Genomic DNA, 16,266 nt, shown 5'->3' with positions numbered 1-16,266 from the left:
CCTAATAGGGTCTACGCGGAACGGAGGACGGCGTGGAAAGCGTACGAAGCGTTGCTCCAGATCACGAAGAGCAGCGGTGCCGGCGCCAGCGCTATGCCCAGGACCGGCTGCAGCACGACGGCCGAAACGATGATTCCCAGCAGGATCAGCATGGCCAGGCTCAGGTACCAGCGCTGGATCGCCAAATACAGCGCGGCCTTGAGGATGCTCTTCAGCTTCGACTCGGGCAGAAGCACGACGCCGGCAGTCGCCGTCACCGTAAGGCTCACCGTCACGGCGGCTGCTACGACGATGAGCGGCACCAGAAGTGCGGCGCCGGGAATGGCCTCGGCGTTGTTCTGGATTACGGCCAGATCCACGCCGAGGAACAGCAGCATGGCCACGGCACCCACGCCGGGCAGTGCGGCTTTCGCGAAGCTGCGCTTGTATCCCCGAAGGAAAGCGGCAACCGGCTTGACCGCACCGCCGTCGTCGTTCAATGCCTTGAAAGCAGCGAAGATACCGGCGAGGGACGGCGCAATGGTGACCGAGAGCGCCAGGAAGAACGGCCAGGCGGCGGCGGGGTCGGCCACCAGCGAAAGGCTGAGGACCAGGGGAGCGTTGGCCGCTGCGAGCAGGACGTTCCCGGCCAGGAAGGTGTAAATGAACCCGAAAATGCTCCCGAAGGTCTCGAATCCTGGCCCGGCCCACCGCCGCGGTTTAGCGCTCACAATACTCATCCTTTCATCCCGCTCGTCGCGATGCCCTGGATGAAGTAACGCTGGCCGATGAGGAAGATGATGAGGATCGGGATCACGGAGATCACCGAGCCGGTCATGATCATGGCGTACTCGGCGTCGAACTGCCCCACGAAGGAGCGCAGGCCCAACTGGACAGTCCAGAGGCGGTTGGACGTGAGGTAGATGAACGGACCCATGTAGTCGTTCCACGTGTTCACGAAGGTGAGCAGCGCCAGGCTGGCGAGGGCGGGCTTGGACAGGGGAAGGATCACGCGGGCCCAAATCCCGTACTCGCTGAGGCCGTCAATGCGAGCGGCTTCGCAGAGCTCGTCCGGAATGGTCATGTAGTACTGGCGCATCAGGAACACACCGAACGCGCCGAATGCCTGCAGCAGGATCAGGGCGTTGAAGCTGTTGGTGAGCCCCAGGTTCTGCATCATGATGTACTGCGGCACCATATAGGCCTGCCACGGAACTGCGATGGTGCCGATGTAAGCCAGAAAGAGGACATCGCGGCCCGGGAAGCGGACCTTGGAGAAGCCGTAGGCGGCCAGCGAGCCGGTGAGGACCTGCAGGCATGTGATGATCACTGCGAGATACAGAGAGTTCTGCAGATAGCCCATCATGGGGATTCGGGTCCAGATGTCAGTGTAGTTACTCCACACAAACTCCTGCGGAATCCACTGGATGGGGACAGTGAGGACCTGGTTGTTCTCCTTCAGCGACGAGGAAAGCATCCAGATGAACGGCACCATGAGCGCCACCACCAGGACGACCAGCACACCATAGATCACGATGTTGGCGGTCCGCTTCTTCTGCTCGCGCGGGGAGCGCTTGCGGTCAGTACGACGACGGTCTTCCGCAGTAGGTGCGCCGTTGGGGAGCGGGGCTGCGTCCGTCACATGGGTGGCTTTGAGGTCTTCGGCCATGTTGGTCATCAGCGTTCCCTCCGCTGTTGGATCTTGAACTGCAGGACGGTAACCGTCAGCACGATGATGAACAGGACCAGCGAAATGGCCGAGGAGTACCCGAACTTACCTTCGCCGATGCCCTCCTGGTAGATCAGCTGGGACAGCACTGTGGTGGAGCGGCCGGGGCCACCGTTAGTCATGACCACAATGAGGTCGAACACCTTGAAGCTGGAAACCGTCAGCATGACCACCACAAAGAACGTGGTGGGTCGCAGGGAGGGAATGGTGACGTTCCAGAAACGCTGCCAAGCGCTGGCGCCGTCCACTTCCGCAGCTTCGTACAACTCGGTGGGAATTGCCTGCAGACCGGCCAAGTAGAGGACCATGTAGTAGCCCATGTCGCGCCACACGCTGGTGATGATCACCGCGGGCATGGCCCAGTCCGAGCTGGAGGTCCAGCCGGGAGGGTTGGCGATGCCGATAGCGCCGAGGAACTGGTTGATGGGGCCGCTGTCCGGGCTGAACAGCATATTCCAAACCACCGCGACAGCCACCAGCGAGGTGATGTACGGGAAGAAGATCGCTACCCGGAAGAAGCCGATGCCCTTGAGTTTCCGGTTCAACAGCATGGCCAGGAGCAGCGCGAGGGCCATGGTGAGCGGCACATGGCCCAAGGCGTAAACAACGGTGTTTCGCAGGGCGATCCAGAAGGAGTCGGACGCGAACATGCGCTCGAAGTTGGCCAGGCCAATCCATTTTGGAGCGCTGAAAGAGGTCCATTCCATGAAGGAGAGCGCGAAAGCGGCCACGACTGGAATGAGGGTGAAGGCCAGGAAGCCCAGGAAGTTCGGAAGGATGAACGTCCAGCCGATCAGCGTATTACGCCTGGCTTGCTTCCTGTTGCCGCGGCCCTGCACGGGGGCAGGTGCCTGGGTGATTGTTTCTGTAGTCATGATGACCGCTCCCGGGGCGGGGGCGTTCCTCCATTTCAGGATCCGGAGAGTTCAGGTCCGGGTTCCGGTGCTGCGTTGGGGCACAGCACCGGAACCGGGGAGAGTTGCTTGGCGGGCAGGATTACTTGCCAATTGCCTTACTTGCCCAGCACTTCGCTCGTGACGCGCTTGCCCATCTCGGCGATGCCATCGTTGACTGAGCGCTCGCCCACCATGATGAGGTCGTGCTCCTGGTTGAGGATCTTGTCCGTGGCTGCAGACTTGTCGGTGACGGGCATCTCCAGTTCGGTGGTGTCCGGTGTGAAGGCCTTCTTGGACAGCTCGTCGGTGGGCATGCCCTCCAGCTTGAAGTATTCAGCGGTGATGGAGTCGTTCTGGAGTGCGGGGACTACGCCGATTTTGGAGATGGCCTTTGCGCCTTCTTCTCCGGCTGCCCATTCGATGAACTTCTTGGCTTCATCGGAGTTGCTTGCGTTCTTGTTCACGGCGAAGGCCGTGGGCGAACCGAACGTGGTGACCTTGCCGTCGTCGTTCTTCTGCGGCATGGGGGCCAAACCCCAGTTGACGGTGGTCTTGCCGTCCTTCTTGGCCTGCAGGATGCCGGCGGTGTACCAGGTGCCCATGGGCATCATGGCTGCCTGGCCTGTCTCGAACATGGTGCGGTAACTGGTCTTCTGGCTCTTTGCAGTGCCGAAGTCCAAGGTTGCCCCGGACTTCTGCAGGTCCAGCGCGGTGTTGTACTGGTCCTCCATGAAGCCGTAGTCGCCGCTGTTCTGGTCAGCGCCGTTCTGTGCCGCCGCGATGGCCTGGACCACTGAACGCCAAATGTGGTGGTAGGTTCCGTAAGTCTTCTTGCCGCCGGCCTCAGTGGAGAGCTTCTTGGCGATCTCCGAGTACTTTTCCCACGTCAGGTCCTTGGGCTCCTCGATGCCTGCAGCCTTGAACAGGTCCTTGTTGTAGTACAGAAGCCAGAAGTCCTGCCGGTAGGGAGTCGCGAAGTACTTGCCATCGATGTCGAACGCGTTCAGTCCGGCGAGGTTGTCCTTGCCCACTTTGTCCACCACGCTGTTGATCTCCTGGAGCTGGCCGTTGTTGGCGTAGCGGGAGTAGTCAATGACGTTCTTCATGGTGAGGACGTCAGTGGTGTCGCCACCGGCAAGCATGGTGGTGACCTTCTGGGGATAGTCATCAGCCAGGATGTCCACGGGTTCAATGTCCACGTTTGGATTGGCGGCCTCGTATCCGTCAAACAGGGCCTTGAACTCCGGGGTGCCCTCGTAGTTCCACACCGAGACGGTCAGCCGGGTCTTGCCTTCGGCTGCCTGGGGTTCGGCGGGACCGGCAGCGCCGGCACAGCCGGTGAGTCCGAGCCCTGCAGTCACCGCAAGGGCGATTGCGGCGAGGGTTGTGCGCTTCATTGCGTTCTCCTTTAGTACTGGGTTTCAAGTTTGCCGTAGGTGCGGCTTTGGATTAGTGCAGGGGTGTTCGTTGGGGGACCTAGGCGCTGAGCCCAAGATCCTCGTGGACTACTTGGGCAAGGAGGTCCTTGCCGGCGAGGTACCGTTCAAGGTCATCAAGTGCGGCATCGGACATCCGCCGGGTTTCAGTCCCGAGCGAACCAGCGATGTGCGGGGTGATGATCACGTTGGGGAGGTCGTACAGGGTGGATCCCGCGGGCAGCGGCTCGGGTTCCGTAACGTCCAATAGTGCGGTGATCCGTCCGGTGGCACACTCTTTTTCGAGGGCCTCGGTATCAACCAGTGAACCGCGGGCGGTGTTGATAAGCGTCGCGTGGTCCTTCATGGACTGCAGCTCAGCGGTGCTGATCATGTTGCGGGTCTCCGGCAGGGCCGGTGCGTGGATGGTGACCACATCGGACATCGGCAGGAGCTCTTCGAGAGTGACCAATTTCCCGCCTGCGGCCGCGACTTCAAGAGGATCGGCATAGGGGTCACTCACTAAGCAGGTGACGTCCTGGAGTTGCTGGACCAGCTGGACCACCCGCCGGCCGATGCGGGAGAAGCCGATGACGCCGATGACGCGGCCGATGTTGCCCAGTTCGCCGCGGTCACCGATGTAGCCCCAGTCGGTGCGGAAAGTCCGGGCGTCGTTGGCCAGGACGTGCGCCTTCTTGCCCGCCAGGACGATGGAAGCGAAGGTGAATTCTGCTACCGGGATGGCGTTGGCATCGGCTCCGTTGGTAACGGTGATGCCGCGATCCCAGAGCTCTTCACTGACAAAGCTGCGCACCGTTCCTGCACAGTGGAAAACTGCCCGAAGCTTGGGCATACGCTCCAGACGCTCAGCGTTGAGCTGTGGAACTCCCCAGCTTGTGAGGAGAATTTCCACCTCTTCCAGACGCGCCGTCAGCTCGGGGGCGTCCAAGGAATCCGTCCATGGCTGGTCACCGAGATCGACCATCCCTGCCAGCCGCTCCAGTCGTGTGGAATCGAACTGGTCAGCAAAGGTTCCGCTATTCATGACCAGCAGTGCCTGGGGCTTGAGCGACATTGAGGGGATCCTCCCTTCGAATTTATCGGTGGTCTGTTCGACCGTGATTTATGTGTTGCATCACATCTAATAATCAGTACATACTCATAAACAAGACAGTTCATTCAACTCAATCGAGGTTGATCTGAAACATTCAGACTCGAACAAATGAGAGAAGAATTCCTATGGCTACCGGCACCGCCGCCGTTGAAGCGCCACCCCTACTCACCGCTTGGGGCTCCAGCGCCGATGCCTCGTCCTTGATGGATTCACTCCGTGGCGCCCGTGAGCGCCTCACCGTTCGTCCAGCGTCCGACGCCGGGTGGCAGCTCGCTGCTGACCGTCCCCTTCTGGAACTGCGCGCCCGGGCGGACGCCGAGAAAGGGAGCCCCTGGCCCCAACCGTTGGTCTCGCACTACGCTCGCTACTTCCGCGACGGCAACCGCACGGCCTACGAGGGACTGGTGGCCAGCCGACAGCAGCGACTGACTCGCGCCGTCGTGATGGCTACTGTGACTGGTCCTTCGGCTGCTGCAGGGTGGCTCGACGAAGTGATCGACGGCGCCTACCTGCTGTGTGAGCAAAGCTCGTGGAGCTGGGCAGCGCATGACGATGTATTCACCCGCACCGGTGATGTGGTCCCGGACCGGACACGGCCGTACCTCGATCTCGGCGCAGGAGAGGTGGCGGCGCAGCTCGCGTGGCTGGACCATGTGCTGGGTGCAGTCCTTCACGATCGGGCTCCTGGGCTGCGACGGCGAATCAGGCTTGAGACGAACGAGCGGGTGATCCGCCCGTTCCTGGACCGGCTCGACTGGCATTGGCTTGGGTTGCACGGGGACGTGCACAACTGGAATCCATGGATCCACGCGAACATCATCGTGGCGGCACTGCTGCTGGTGGATGATCCTGAGTTGCAGGCAGCGGTTATTGCACGCTGCATTGAGGGACTCGACCGCTTCCTCGCCTCCATTCCGGCCGACGGTGCCATCGACGAAGGCTTCGCCTACTGGTGGAACGGTGCCGGCCGTGCGCTGGAAGGCCTCGCTTTGTTGGAGGAAGCCAGCGGCGGTGTGTTGGACCCGGACCTGCCGGTGATCCGCGCGCTGGTCGCGTTCCCGCACCGCATGCACCTGGGTCACCGGTGGTTCCTGAACGTCGCCGACGGGCCGGCCCGCGCCCATGACGGGCTGCCGTGGGGCATGTTGCAACGCTGGGCTGTCCGGCTGGGTGATTTCGAAGCTGCCCAGCACGCCGCCGCCTTTGCCGCCGTCGAACCCGAACCCAACGCCGCGGCCGGCCTTGGCCGCGTCCTCACCCAACTCTCCCCCCTCACCCAACTAGGTAGCAGTTCACGTCGTTCTCAGCGCCCGGAACGGCCTGAACTGCGACCAAGTTGGGGGACGTACCTGCCGTCGGTCCAGATCATGGTGGCGCGGCAAACTCCTGGTACTTCCGACGGGCTCACCCTTGCGGCCAAAGGCGGCCACAACGGCGAACACCACAACCACCGCGACGTCGGTTCGGTGGTGGTCGCCGTGGACGGCGTTCCCCTGCTGGTGGACGCGGGCCAGCCCACGTACACCGCGCAAACGTTCGGACCGGATCGCTACAAGATCCGGGCAATGCAGAGCGCATGGCACAGTGTCCCTGCGCCGTTCGGGCTGGAGCAGGGGACCGGGCCTTCGTTTGCGGCATCGGTTCTCCAGGAACCCACCCCTGAGGAGCCGACACTCGCTCTCGGACTCGGTGCAGCATACGGCCTGGACCACGCTGAGCAGTGGATTCGGACGTCGCTCATGAACCGCGAACTGGCCAATGTGGTGATTGATGACCGCTGGAACCTGCCAGTGAACCCGCCTGAGGGAACGGACGACGTCGACATCACCTATCTCGTGGCCGGCACCGTCTGCGTCGGTACAGACGCGACGGTGACCATCACCTCTGTCGGAATTCCGACAGTCAGCAGCCCCGTGGGCCTGCATCTCCGCTGGAGGCCTGCCACCGCCGTCGTACTGGTGGACGAATGGCTTCTGGACGATCCGCTCCTCAGCGATATCTGGGGCGAAAAGCTGACCCGGCTACGATTCCGCATGCCCGCCGAAAACCGCGCTTCCGGCGCATTTACCCTCACAGTGGAGGCAACATCTTGAGTTCCGAACAGACCCCCGAAGTGGGCGGAAAATCCCTGTTTTCGCTGCAAAGACGTGAACGGCTCATGGAGGAGTTGCGTGCGCATGGCGCCATCACCGTGCGCGACATCGCCGCGAAGCTTGGCGTCAGTGAACTGACCATCAGGCGCGACGTGAACACGCTCGCCGACGAAGGCCTTGTGTCCCGCGTGCACGGCGGCGCGACGCTGCCCAGCCCGCTGGACCGTTCGGCGGCGGTGGGTCGGCCATCGGCGCACAGCTATTCAATCGGCATGGTGGTTCCGTCGCTGGATTATTACTGGCCCCAGGTGATCTCCGGGGCCCGCGGCGAAGCCGAAGCTCAGAACCTGCGGATTCTTGTGCGCGGCTCGGCCTATGACGCAGCCGATAACCGCCGCCAGGTCCAGGCCCTCTTGGACACGCAGAACATCGATGGGCTGATTGTGGCGCCCGATATGGGCGGGGAGCACGGGAAGGAGTTGCTCCGCTGGCTCAACGCGCTGCCCATTCCGGTGATCCTTGCCGAGCGGCGTGCTCCGTCGGAGATTCCTGCGCATCGTCTCGAGTGGGTCGCGACGGATCACTCGTTTGGTGCCGGCATGGCCGTGCGGCACCTGTGGCAGGAGGGCCACCGGATGATCGGCTGCCTCACCGATTCCACGAGTCCCACCAGTCCTCACGTGGTCCGGGGTTGGAAGCAAGCGTTGACCGCATTGAAGATTCCGCTGGATAAATCCATCCACGAGGATTCGGCCAAGCTGGACAACGGCGACCGCGCCCAGCACTTTGACCACGTACTGGAGCTCTGCCGCTCTTCGGGCACCACCGCCATGTTGGTGCACTCCGATACCCAGGCCGTGGCGTTCGTGCAGCACTGTGTGGACCGCGGCGTGGACGTTCCCGGGAGCATGGCGATCGTTGGTTACGACGACGAAGTTGCCTACCTGGCTGAGCCTGCGATCTCCGCGGTTCGGCCTCCCAAGAGCTACGTTGGCAAAGTGGCGGTGCAGCTGATGGCTGCCCGGCTGGCCGAAGGAAGGATGCGCCCTGTGCACCGTATTGACCTGAACCCTGAGCTGATCGTGCGGGATTCATCGCTGGGTGCGCCGCGAGGGCTTGCCGGAGTTCTGCTGGAGGACTCGCTCTGATGCACTTGCCTCCCTTGGACCACAAGCTTTCCCCTTTCACCGGCCTGACCCGCGAGCACTGGTGCGCCTACGCGGATCACCTCCTGCGCTCAGCCCATCATTTCGGGACTGGGGACCACGCCAACATTCACCTGCCCGGAGCCAACAGCCGATACGGCCCGCGGAGTGATTCGCTGGAAGCCTTCGCCCGGACGTTCCTGCTGGCCTCGTTCCGGATCGCCGGCGACCCCACCGACACCGGATGGATCGCCGAATGGTATGCGGCCGGACTCGACGCCGGAACCAACCCGGCCAACCCCGACCGGTGGCCGACGCCAGGTGAGCTGGGGCAGGCGAAGGTTGAGGCGGCGTCGTTGGCTGTTGGCCTGGCCCTCACCCGCGACGTGCTGTGGGACAAGCTGCCGGAACGCGTACAGGAGCAGCTCATCGCGTGGTTTGAGACCGTGATCGGTGAGGAGTATCCGCCCATCAACTGGGTGTGGTTCCAGATTGTGGTGGAGACATTCCTGGCCTCTGTTGGCGGCCGTTATTCCGACGAGGACATCGACGCCGGACTCGCCATCCACGACTCGCTGTACCGTGGCGGTGGCTGGTTCGCGGACGGTCCCGAGCGTGCCTACGACCACTACGTCGGCTGGGCGTTCCAGGTTTATCCGCAGCTCTGGGCTCTCATGGCGCCCAACGATCCGCGCGTTGCCGCCCGCAAAACGCTTGACGGCGACCGGCTGGCTGACTTCCTGGACGACGCCGCCTACCTCGTTGGTGCGAACGGAGCTCCGCTTATCCAAGGCCGGAGTTTGATCTACCGGTTCGCGGCCGCCGCGCCCTTCTGGGTGGGAGAGTTATCCGGGCACACGCGTTTGGCGCCGGGCATGGCGCGCCGGGCAGCGTCCGGGATGCTCGACTACTTCGCGCGCCATGGCTCGATCACTGACGACGGCCTCCTGTCCATCGGCTGGCACGGCGAATTCGCTGGGATGAAGCAGGCCTACTCCGGCGCAGGGTCGCCCTACTGGGCTGCAAAGGGGATGCTCGGGTTGGCGTTACCTGCGGACCACCGTGTGTGGACGTCGGTTGAAGCTCCGCTGCCAGTTGAGGTTGCTGACACCCAGCGGCTGATCACGGCTCCGGGGTGGCAGGTCGATGGTTCTGTATCCGACGGTGTTGTCCGGATCCGGAACCACGCGACGGATCACGCTGTTGTTGGTGCCGTGGTGGCTGACTCGCCGTTGTATGCGCGGATCGGATACTCCACCCACACGTTCCCTGATCTCACCCCGGACTCCGTGGACAACGCTGTGGCATTCGTTGATTCCTCCGGCCGGCTGACGCACCGGACGGGGTTTGAGTACCTGGGTTCGTTCTCCGAGGGCGGCTTCCAAGTGGGGGCTTCCCGGTTCACTGCCCACTGGATTGAACCAGATCCCGACGCCGGCCCCGATCACGGCAGCGGGGTTGCCGGTGTTGCGACGCCCGGGCCGTCGGTCACCGTGATCTCGGTGACGCGGGGAGCGGTGGAGCTTCGGCTGGTGCGGGTATCCGGTGCTTCCGAGGGCTCGGGTGCTGCGCTGCGGCTAGGCGGGTGGCCTGTGGATGCTGTGTCTCCGGTGATGAGCTCTGTGCTGCCAGTGTCAGGTTTCGGCTCGCCGTTGGATGCGTCCGGGACGTCAGCCCGCTCGGGCGCCCACCCCATGGGTTCGGAACTCACCATTCCATGGGTGGGCACCTCGGGCACCGCGCACGACGGCGACTATGCCGCCGTCGTGATTCTCGCCGGACAGGGAGGTGCTTCGCCAAATGAGGGTGTCACGTTTGTTGCCGGGGAAGGCGAGGGGGATGGTCGGTTCGTGTTCTCGGATGGCACCTCGGTAGCTCTCTCCCGCCTGGCCCAGCTGTGGGGTGCCCATTTCGACGCGTAGCTGCGGGTTAGACGGTGCGCACGGCATGGCGCGAAGCGAGCCATCGAATCGGGCGAGCCCGCCCCTGCAGTAGGCTCGCGGGATGAGCCAAACCGATGATCGAGCACGCCTCCTCGCGGCGTATGACCAGGACCTCCGCACCGACGCCGAGACCCCCAGCGCCGTCAAGGTCACCCAGCACGGACCCCTGCGTTTGGTGACCTTCATGAAGGGTCGCGGCTTTGTCACGTACCAGGATCTGGGCGATGCGGACGCGAACACCGTCAGAAGGCTCGTTGCCGAAGCCGTGGCCTACTTCCGTGCTGAACCTGACATCACCAGGGTCGAATGGAAATCCCGCGGGCATGACCATGCACCGGGTCTGCACGAAGCGTTGCTCCAAAACGGCTTCACCCAGGACGACCCCGAATCAATCATGATCGGCGAAGCGAAGGCGTTAAGCACGGCTGTGCCACTTCCCGACGGCGTGACCCTGCGCCAAGTGACGGACGAAGCCGATGTGCGGGCAATGAGTGCCATGCAGGACGAGGTCTTTGGCGAGCCGGTCTCGGATGAGATGGCCGATGCCCTGCTGCGCCGACTCTCACTGGGCGACGGCATGCAATTGTGGGTCGCGGAAGCTGACGGGGAGATTGTCAGCGCGGGACGCTTGGAGCCAGTATCCGGCACAACCTTTGCCGGGATCTGGGGCGGTGCCACAAAGGAAGAATGGCGTGGCCGCGGGATTTACCGTGCGTTGACGGCCCGCCGTGCGCAGGCCGCACTCGGGATGGGAAAGACCCTCATTCACAGCGACTCCACCGAATTCTCCCGCCCAATCCTGGAACGCTCCGGGCTGCTCAAGGTCTCGACGACGACGCCGTATCGCTGGGTGCGCGGCTGAAAGCTCAGACGGCTTTGAGGGTCAGGCGCCGGTTGAGACGATCTACCTCATCCAAGACTTCCATCGCTGCCCAAGCGCGATTCCGCTGCGATTGCGAGACCAAGGACAGTACGCCGGCTTCAGTCATTCGGTTCAGGGTTTTGTATATGGACGTTTCCTCAACACCAGCGATGTATGCTGCCCGGTGCGCTTCGAAAACGGGCTGTTCCAGCAGCCATGGGATGAGCTTTGCTTCCGCAGAGTTTTTTCTGGGGCGGAGTAGGTCGGTCCACAATGCTGGGAGCTCATCGAGAGCCACGACCGATTCACTGGCGGCTTGCGAAGCACGCATCGCTGACTTTGCCAGATAGAGGACGAATGGATCCACGTCACCGTTGCGGTAATTGTTGAGTAAGGAAAAGTAGGTCTCCACGTCCGCTACCATCGCAGAGGCTATGGGCGTGACCGTGTTCGTGGTCAGTCTTCTACGGCGTGAAATTGAACCGATCAGAGCACGTCCTATGCGGCCATTACCGTCGGTAAAAGGGTGGATGGACTCGAAGTGGGCATGGGCAATGGCCGCCTGCGCCATGATGGGGACGTCTTTCCGGGCACAGAACGCCATGAGGTCGTCCATGAGTTCGGGTACCAGAGCCGGGGGAGGGGGAACATGGATAGCTCCTCGAGGTGAGTAGTCACTTCCGCCGATCCAATTCTGCACATCCCGGAATGAACCAGCGGTGTGCCCGTCCAATGGATCATTTTTCATCAGGGCCTTGTGGGCCTTAAGCAGAGCCTCCAAACGGACCTCGCCAGTTTCCCCTGCATCGCTGATCATGCTCTGCACGGCTTCCGCTGCTGCGACCATGGATCTCGCTTGATCGGTAGCCTTCAGACCGATCATGGCGCGGGCGTAATCGTTGCGATTGGCGTCCACATGCTCGATCTTTGAAGAGGAGACCGCTTCGCTTCGCAGCAGAAATCCGCTGATGGCAGCCATGCGAGAACCCGCCGACACGTCCAACGATGCGACGGCAATAGCGGCCTCTTCGAGTGCCACCATCGTTTCCCGGCCGGGTTCGAACCAAAGCCCGGCAATTTTGGGTGGAAGTGAAACTTCGACTTCGGTGAACAAGCGGTCCTCCCGTGGGGGACGACCTGAGGATTTCCAGGGCATTACCTTGTTTCCATGCGCTGGCCAAGCTGGCAAGGGGGGCCTCCAAAGCCTAGTTAGGAGTTCTTTACTGTTATTTTAGCCTCTAAATAACAGTAAAGGTCATGAAGCTGTTCATTTGCGCGTACTCATCCCACTTCGGTGAAAACACGGCAAGGCCCCTCAGGATCAAATCCCAAGGGGCCGCACCGTCTCAGAATTCCTTACTTACCTGCTGTGAAGTAGCTCACGCACTGCCCCTGGCTGGTGAACACGGGCGACGGGCTCGTCTTCCAGCCATCGCTCTTGCACGCCTCCTTGCCGGTGGAAACCGTCACGCGGTACTCCTTCGTGGTGCCGTCAGGCGCTGTCACGGTGACTACCGCCGTCGGGTTCTCAGCAGTGGGTTGCTGGACGCTCACCTTCGCGTTCGTGTCCAGCGGGTAGCCGACGACGGCGGGAGTCGCCGACGTCGACAACACCCGGTAGTCGGTGGTTCCGGGCGCGAAGCCGACAACAGAGGCCTGATTCACAAGGAGCCTGCCAAGGTCGGCCAGTCCGGCATCAGCCAAGCGTGACCCGGCGATGGCCACCTCTGCAATCTTCGTGTACGAAGCCGTGGTTACGAACGAAACCCGGATCCCTCGGGTGGTTACGGGGTCGAAACGTACGGTGACGGGCGCCGTCGTCGAGAGTCCCGTGATGATTCCGGCAGACGTGTCCTTCCATGCTCCTGAAGCATCCTGGTACTGGACCTTGAGGCTCAGCGCGGCTTTCTCCGCGGACGTCACCGTCACAGAATCAACGGTGTAGTCGCGGCTGAAGGCGTAGCTCAGGTTGTCCCCGGCCCGGCCCCCACTGACCCAGTTGGACCAGCGCGTGGAGGCGTTGCCATCACAGCTGTTCTTCGCGATGTAGGAGCCTTCGGTGTAGCTGGCCGTCGCCACGGTGGAGGGGTCGTCCTTGCAGATGTTGCTACTCGGAACCCGGTCGACTACAACGACGGTGAGAGTCGCGGGCAGGGACCCTGCTGTACCCGGCACTGTCACTGAACCGGTGGACTGCAGGGCGGAATCAGAGAGAGAACCCCAGTCCCACGTGACGGGGAGAGGATTGCGCGCAGGGCCGTCACCGATTTGGCCGGGGACGGAGCGCGGCGCAACAGCCTGCACCGACGCCAGTGTGGAACCAACACCCACCGTCACAGACGCCGGATCCGTCGCTACGTACTGGCCAACGGTCACGGTCAGGCGAGCGTCACCAAAAGACTGCCCATACGGGTCAACGCCTGAACCGTAGAGCGTCACCTTCCCCTCCTTCTGCCAGACGGAAGGGTCAACCTCGGACCAGGTAACGGCCAACGGCTTTCCGGGACCCGCCTCGTAAAGCGGAGTGACGGTGGCGGGCAGGGCAGGTGCCACACCGGTGAGCGTGCTCAATTCAACGGGCGAGACTCCCAGAAGCTTCAGATCTGCAATGTCTGTAAAGGCCCATGCCTGGTGCGGGCTGGCCGAAGCGGTGGCCGTGGTTCCGGTAGAGGAAGCCAAGGCCACGGACGTGCCCGCCGCAGTCTGGTTACCCGAAACCTGCAGGGAAATCGCGGCACCGGCGTTGACCAGGGACCATTGCTTGCCATTCTCAGTGGTAACTATCCACTGTGCAGAAGGAGATGCCTTTGCCTGCTCCAACGTCAGGGAAGCCAGTGTTGCCGCACCGCTCTGGCTCCCGTTCAGCACGCCACCGTTGCCGGTGAGAACCTTGCCGTCCGTGTTGGTCAGAACCCAACGGCGATCGTTCGCAAACTCGTCGTCAGCATTCACGGCATTGAACGTCCACATCTGCGGAGCGACACCAGCGGCGTCTGCACCCAGTTCTTCGATCGACGCAGTGCCGTTTGCACGCCCGGTCAGGTATTTGCCGCTCGCCTCACCGCTGAGGTGATAGCGGTGGCCGTCCTGAGCGGGTGCGGCGTCATCCGAAACTCCGCTGACGCCGTCGACGACGAACGTCACCACAGACGCGGCAGGAACCTCCAGCGTGGCGGACTTAGCCGCGCCGTCGACGGCGACCGGCGCGCCCTTCACAAGTGCGTTCTTCTCGATGTCATCCAGGGGCGACTTGGTGGTGACCACCGGTGTGACCTTGGCGCCGGGCGCGATTGTGCCGAAGCGGCTGAGGTCGATGGTGACCTTTTCCGGCGTCGCGGTGTCATTGAAGTGGACCAGCGTGGCACCGTTGCCGTCGGCGCGGAGGGCGCTGGCGGTCTTGGCGTTGTCGTTCTGGATGAGGAAGTCGCCGGGCCGGATGTAGTGCGTGAAGTTTCGCGTCGTGTTGTATTTCTGGTTGGTGAGGACTCTGCACTTGGCTTGGTCCGGGGATGCGCCGTCGTTGATGCGACGGTTGGAGAAGCCTTCGCGGCCCTCGTAGTTGCAGTCAAAGTCAATGTAGATGGAGCCCCAGCCTTTGTCGGCCTTTTCCTGCTTGTAGGTGTCCTCGACGGGCTGCCAGAACACCCAGGCGTCGGGCTCGAGTTCGCGCAGATCATTGACCATACGGCCGGCGATGCCGAGTCCGTTGGTGATGTTGGAGCGGTCCCAGCCACTGGTGGAGTCGCCGAGCGCAGGGTTGCCCGTCCAGAAGCCGCCAACCTCGCTCATCCACAAGGGCTTGTCCGTGGAGTTGGCCAGGTCGCGGACCCGGCGACGGTCATTGGTGCCGTAGGTGTGGACGTTGAGCTGCGCCACCGCGTCCTTGGCTTCCTGGCTGTAGCCGTTCCAGTTGGTCATGAACTTGCTGGGATCGGTCTCGTCCATGGCGGAGATGACGGCGTCCGTGGTGCCCTTTTCGAGCTCCGCGGCCAGCAGCTTGGTCACGCGGTCCTGGGCGGCCGGGTAGATCAGCGCGCCTTCCTGCTTCTGCGTGTACGTGGTGGGCGGCTTGCCAGTGGCGGCGTTGATGTCCGTACCCCAGTAGCCCGAGTTCGGTTCATTGAACGGATCGATGGTGTCCACTGTGATGCCGCTTCCCTGTTCGAGGAGCTCTACGGCGTTCCTCATGTAGGCGGCGAACTTGGCTTCGGCTTCAGGCAGGAGGTTCTCGCCCTTGTTGGTGTTGACCTGACCGGAAACGTAGCCGCTCTTGGTCATGAACCAGGGCGGGGAGTTGCTGAAGGCTTCCCAGTGGGTGATCTGCTGGTCCGCGGCCAGGCGCTCCACCCACCAGCGCTGGTTCTGGTCGGCGTCGGGGTTGTAGGACGCGGGGTCGTCCGGATCCCACTGGTTCAGGAACGCGAGTTTGTTTGCCTGCGTTTTGTCCACCGTTCCGTCGGGGTTATAGAGGTTCGACGCCGGTTGCCCGGGCTGCGCTTCGACTACCGGGTTCCACCATCCCTCCACAGCGCTGCCGTCATTCAGGTAGTCGGCGACGTCTGACGCGTTGCCGCCACCCACGTTGTAGCGGGCGATGTTGAGGTTGAGCCCGTTCTCGCCGAAGACCTTTTGGTACAGCTCCTCACGCAATTCGGGGGAGTAGCCCGCCGTAGCATTCGCGAACCAGACCAGGCTGGTGCCCCATCCCTCGAAGGCCTCGCTGCGGCTGGCCGGGTTCGGAGTGATAGTGACGGCAGTTGCGTTGTCTGCGTGTGCTTGCGGTGCGGCTGCGGGCATGAGTGCCAGGCCGGCGGCGGCTGTGACGGCTGCCGCCAGGACTGCCACTGGCCTTCGGATTCTTCGAGCGGTAAACGTCATGGGTGGACCTCATCGTCGGGGTTCGGGGTGATGTGCTCGGCCTCGCGGGAAGGCCCGGCAAGCCGACACTATGAGGCTCTGAGAGGGGCAACAAGGCACTCGAACAGGCTCGAACGGGATTGGTCGGAAGTGGTCGCAGGTGCAACCCTTTTGCTCGCACGTTTGAGGCTGGTGTATAGATGTATACAAGTACACTTTCCCTGAAGGCGGCA

Annotated in this window: 11 protein-coding genes; 4 read left to right on the top strand and 7 right to left on the bottom strand. The window is 62.6% G+C overall.

Annotation, left to right across the window (positions count from 1 at the left end):
- Nucleotides 1-11 precede the first annotated feature (11 nt).
- The 5 genes from ACZ881_RS15600 to ACZ881_RS15580 form a co-directional block, all read right to left on the bottom strand.
- Entirely contained in the window at nucleotides 12-710 is a 699-nt protein-coding gene (locus tag ACZ881_RS15600) for a hypothetical protein (RefSeq protein ID WP_476116781.1), read from the bottom strand.
- Nucleotides 711-715: 5 nt separating this feature from the next.
- Complete coding sequence (locus ACZ881_RS15595; protein WP_209759432.1) at nucleotides 716-1,657, bottom strand: carbohydrate ABC transporter permease; 942 nt, start codon at nucleotides 1,655-1,657, stop codon at nucleotides 716-718.
- Nucleotides 1,657-2,583: a carbohydrate ABC transporter permease gene (locus ACZ881_RS15590; RefSeq protein ID WP_476116778.1), complete on the bottom strand. Its 927-nt coding sequence runs from the start codon at nucleotides 2,581-2,583 to the stop codon at nucleotides 1,657-1,659. The genes ACZ881_RS15595 and ACZ881_RS15590 overlap by 1 nt, the downstream gene beginning before the upstream one ends.
- A gap of 137 nt (nucleotides 2,584-2,720) precedes the next feature.
- Complete coding sequence (locus ACZ881_RS15585; protein WP_476116776.1) at nucleotides 2,721-4,001, bottom strand: ABC transporter substrate-binding protein; 1,281 nt, start codon at nucleotides 3,999-4,001, stop codon at nucleotides 2,721-2,723.
- Nucleotides 4,002-4,080: 79 nt separating this feature from the next.
- Complete coding sequence (locus ACZ881_RS15580) at nucleotides 4,081-5,094, bottom strand: hydroxyacid dehydrogenase (RefSeq protein ID WP_476116774.1); 1,014 nt, start codon at nucleotides 5,092-5,094, stop codon at nucleotides 4,081-4,083.
- A gap of 164 nt (nucleotides 5,095-5,258) precedes the next feature.
- Between ACZ881_RS15580 and ACZ881_RS15575 the strand changes: the two genes are divergently transcribed.
- The 4 genes from ACZ881_RS15575 (at nucleotide 5,259) to ACZ881_RS15560 (ending at nucleotide 11,176) form a co-directional block, all read left to right on the top strand.
- Nucleotides 5,259-7,226: a heparinase II/III family protein gene (locus ACZ881_RS15575; protein ID WP_476116772.1), complete on the top strand. Its 1,968-nt coding sequence runs from the start codon at nucleotides 5,259-5,261 to the stop codon at nucleotides 7,224-7,226.
- Complete coding sequence (locus ACZ881_RS15570) at nucleotides 7,223-8,374, top strand: LacI family DNA-binding transcriptional regulator (protein ID WP_476116770.1); 1,152 nt, start codon at nucleotides 7,223-7,225, stop codon at nucleotides 8,372-8,374. Before ACZ881_RS15575 ends, ACZ881_RS15570 begins: the two co-directional genes overlap by 4 nt.
- A complete protein-coding gene (locus ACZ881_RS15565) occupies nucleotides 8,374-10,293 on the top strand; it encodes a DUF2264 domain-containing protein (RefSeq protein ID WP_476116768.1) in 1,920 nt (639 codons plus the stop codon). The genes ACZ881_RS15570 and ACZ881_RS15565 overlap by 1 nt, the downstream gene beginning before the upstream one ends.
- A gap of 82 nt (nucleotides 10,294-10,375) precedes the next feature.
- Nucleotides 10,376-11,176 (top strand): GNAT family N-acetyltransferase, encoded by an 801-nt coding sequence (locus ACZ881_RS15560; RefSeq protein WP_476116766.1) that lies wholly within the window; start codon nucleotides 10,376-10,378, stop codon nucleotides 11,174-11,176.
- Between the two features lie 4 nt (nucleotides 11,177-11,180).
- Here ACZ881_RS15560 and ACZ881_RS15555 read toward each other — a convergent pair whose 3' ends face one another.
- Nucleotides 11,181-12,332 carry a Fic family protein gene (locus tag ACZ881_RS15555; protein ID WP_476116764.1) on the bottom strand — a complete coding sequence of 384 codons (1,152 nt, stop codon included), beginning with the start codon at nucleotides 12,330-12,332 and terminating at the stop codon, nucleotides 11,181-11,183.
- 200 nt (nucleotides 12,333-12,532) lie between these two features.
- Nucleotides 12,533-16,054 carry a discoidin domain-containing protein gene (locus tag ACZ881_RS15550; RefSeq protein ID WP_476116762.1) on the bottom strand — a complete coding sequence of 1,174 codons (3,522 nt, stop codon included), beginning with the start codon at nucleotides 16,052-16,054 and terminating at the stop codon, nucleotides 12,533-12,535.
- Nucleotides 16,055-16,266: the final 212 nt, after the last annotated feature.

The sequence above is a fragment of the Paenarthrobacter sp. TE3676 genome, assembly GCF_056279165.1.
This window is presented reverse-complemented; position numbering and strand designations above follow the sequence as displayed.

What these genes read in the sequence shown, in the direction of transcription:
- ACZ881_RS15595 (WP_209759432.1), bottom strand. Translation starts at nt 1,657, where the DNA reads ATGACCAACATGGCCGAAGACCTCAAAGCCACCCATGTGACGGACGCA.
- ACZ881_RS15590 (WP_476116778.1), bottom strand. Translation starts at nt 2,583, where the DNA reads ATGACTACAGAAACAATCACCCAGGCACCTGCCCCCGTGCAGGGCCGC.
- ACZ881_RS15585 (WP_476116776.1), bottom strand. Translation starts at nt 4,001, where the DNA reads ATGAAGCGCACAACCCTCGCCGCAATCGCCCTTGCGGTGACTGCAGGG.
- ACZ881_RS15580 (WP_476116774.1), bottom strand. Translation starts at nt 5,094, where the DNA reads ATGTCGCTCAAGCCCCAGGCACTGCTGGTCATGAATAGCGGAACCTTT.
- ACZ881_RS15575 (WP_476116772.1), top strand. Translation starts at nt 5,259, where the DNA reads ATGGCTACCGGCACCGCCGCCGTTGAAGCGCCACCCCTACTCACCGCT.
- ACZ881_RS15565 (WP_476116768.1), top strand. Translation starts at nt 8,374, where the DNA reads ATGCACTTGCCTCCCTTGGACCACAAGCTTTCCCCTTTCACCGGCCTG.
- ACZ881_RS15560 (WP_476116766.1), top strand. Translation starts at nt 10,376, where the DNA reads ATGAGCCAAACCGATGATCGAGCACGCCTCCTCGCGGCGTATGACCAG.
- ACZ881_RS15555 (WP_476116764.1), bottom strand. Translation starts at nt 12,332, where the DNA reads ATGCCCTGGAAATCCTCAGGTCGTCCCCCACGGGAGGACCGCTTGTTC.
- ACZ881_RS15550 (WP_476116762.1), bottom strand. Translation starts at nt 16,054, where the DNA reads ATGACGTTTACCGCTCGAAGAATCCGAAGGCCAGTGGCAGTCCTGGCG.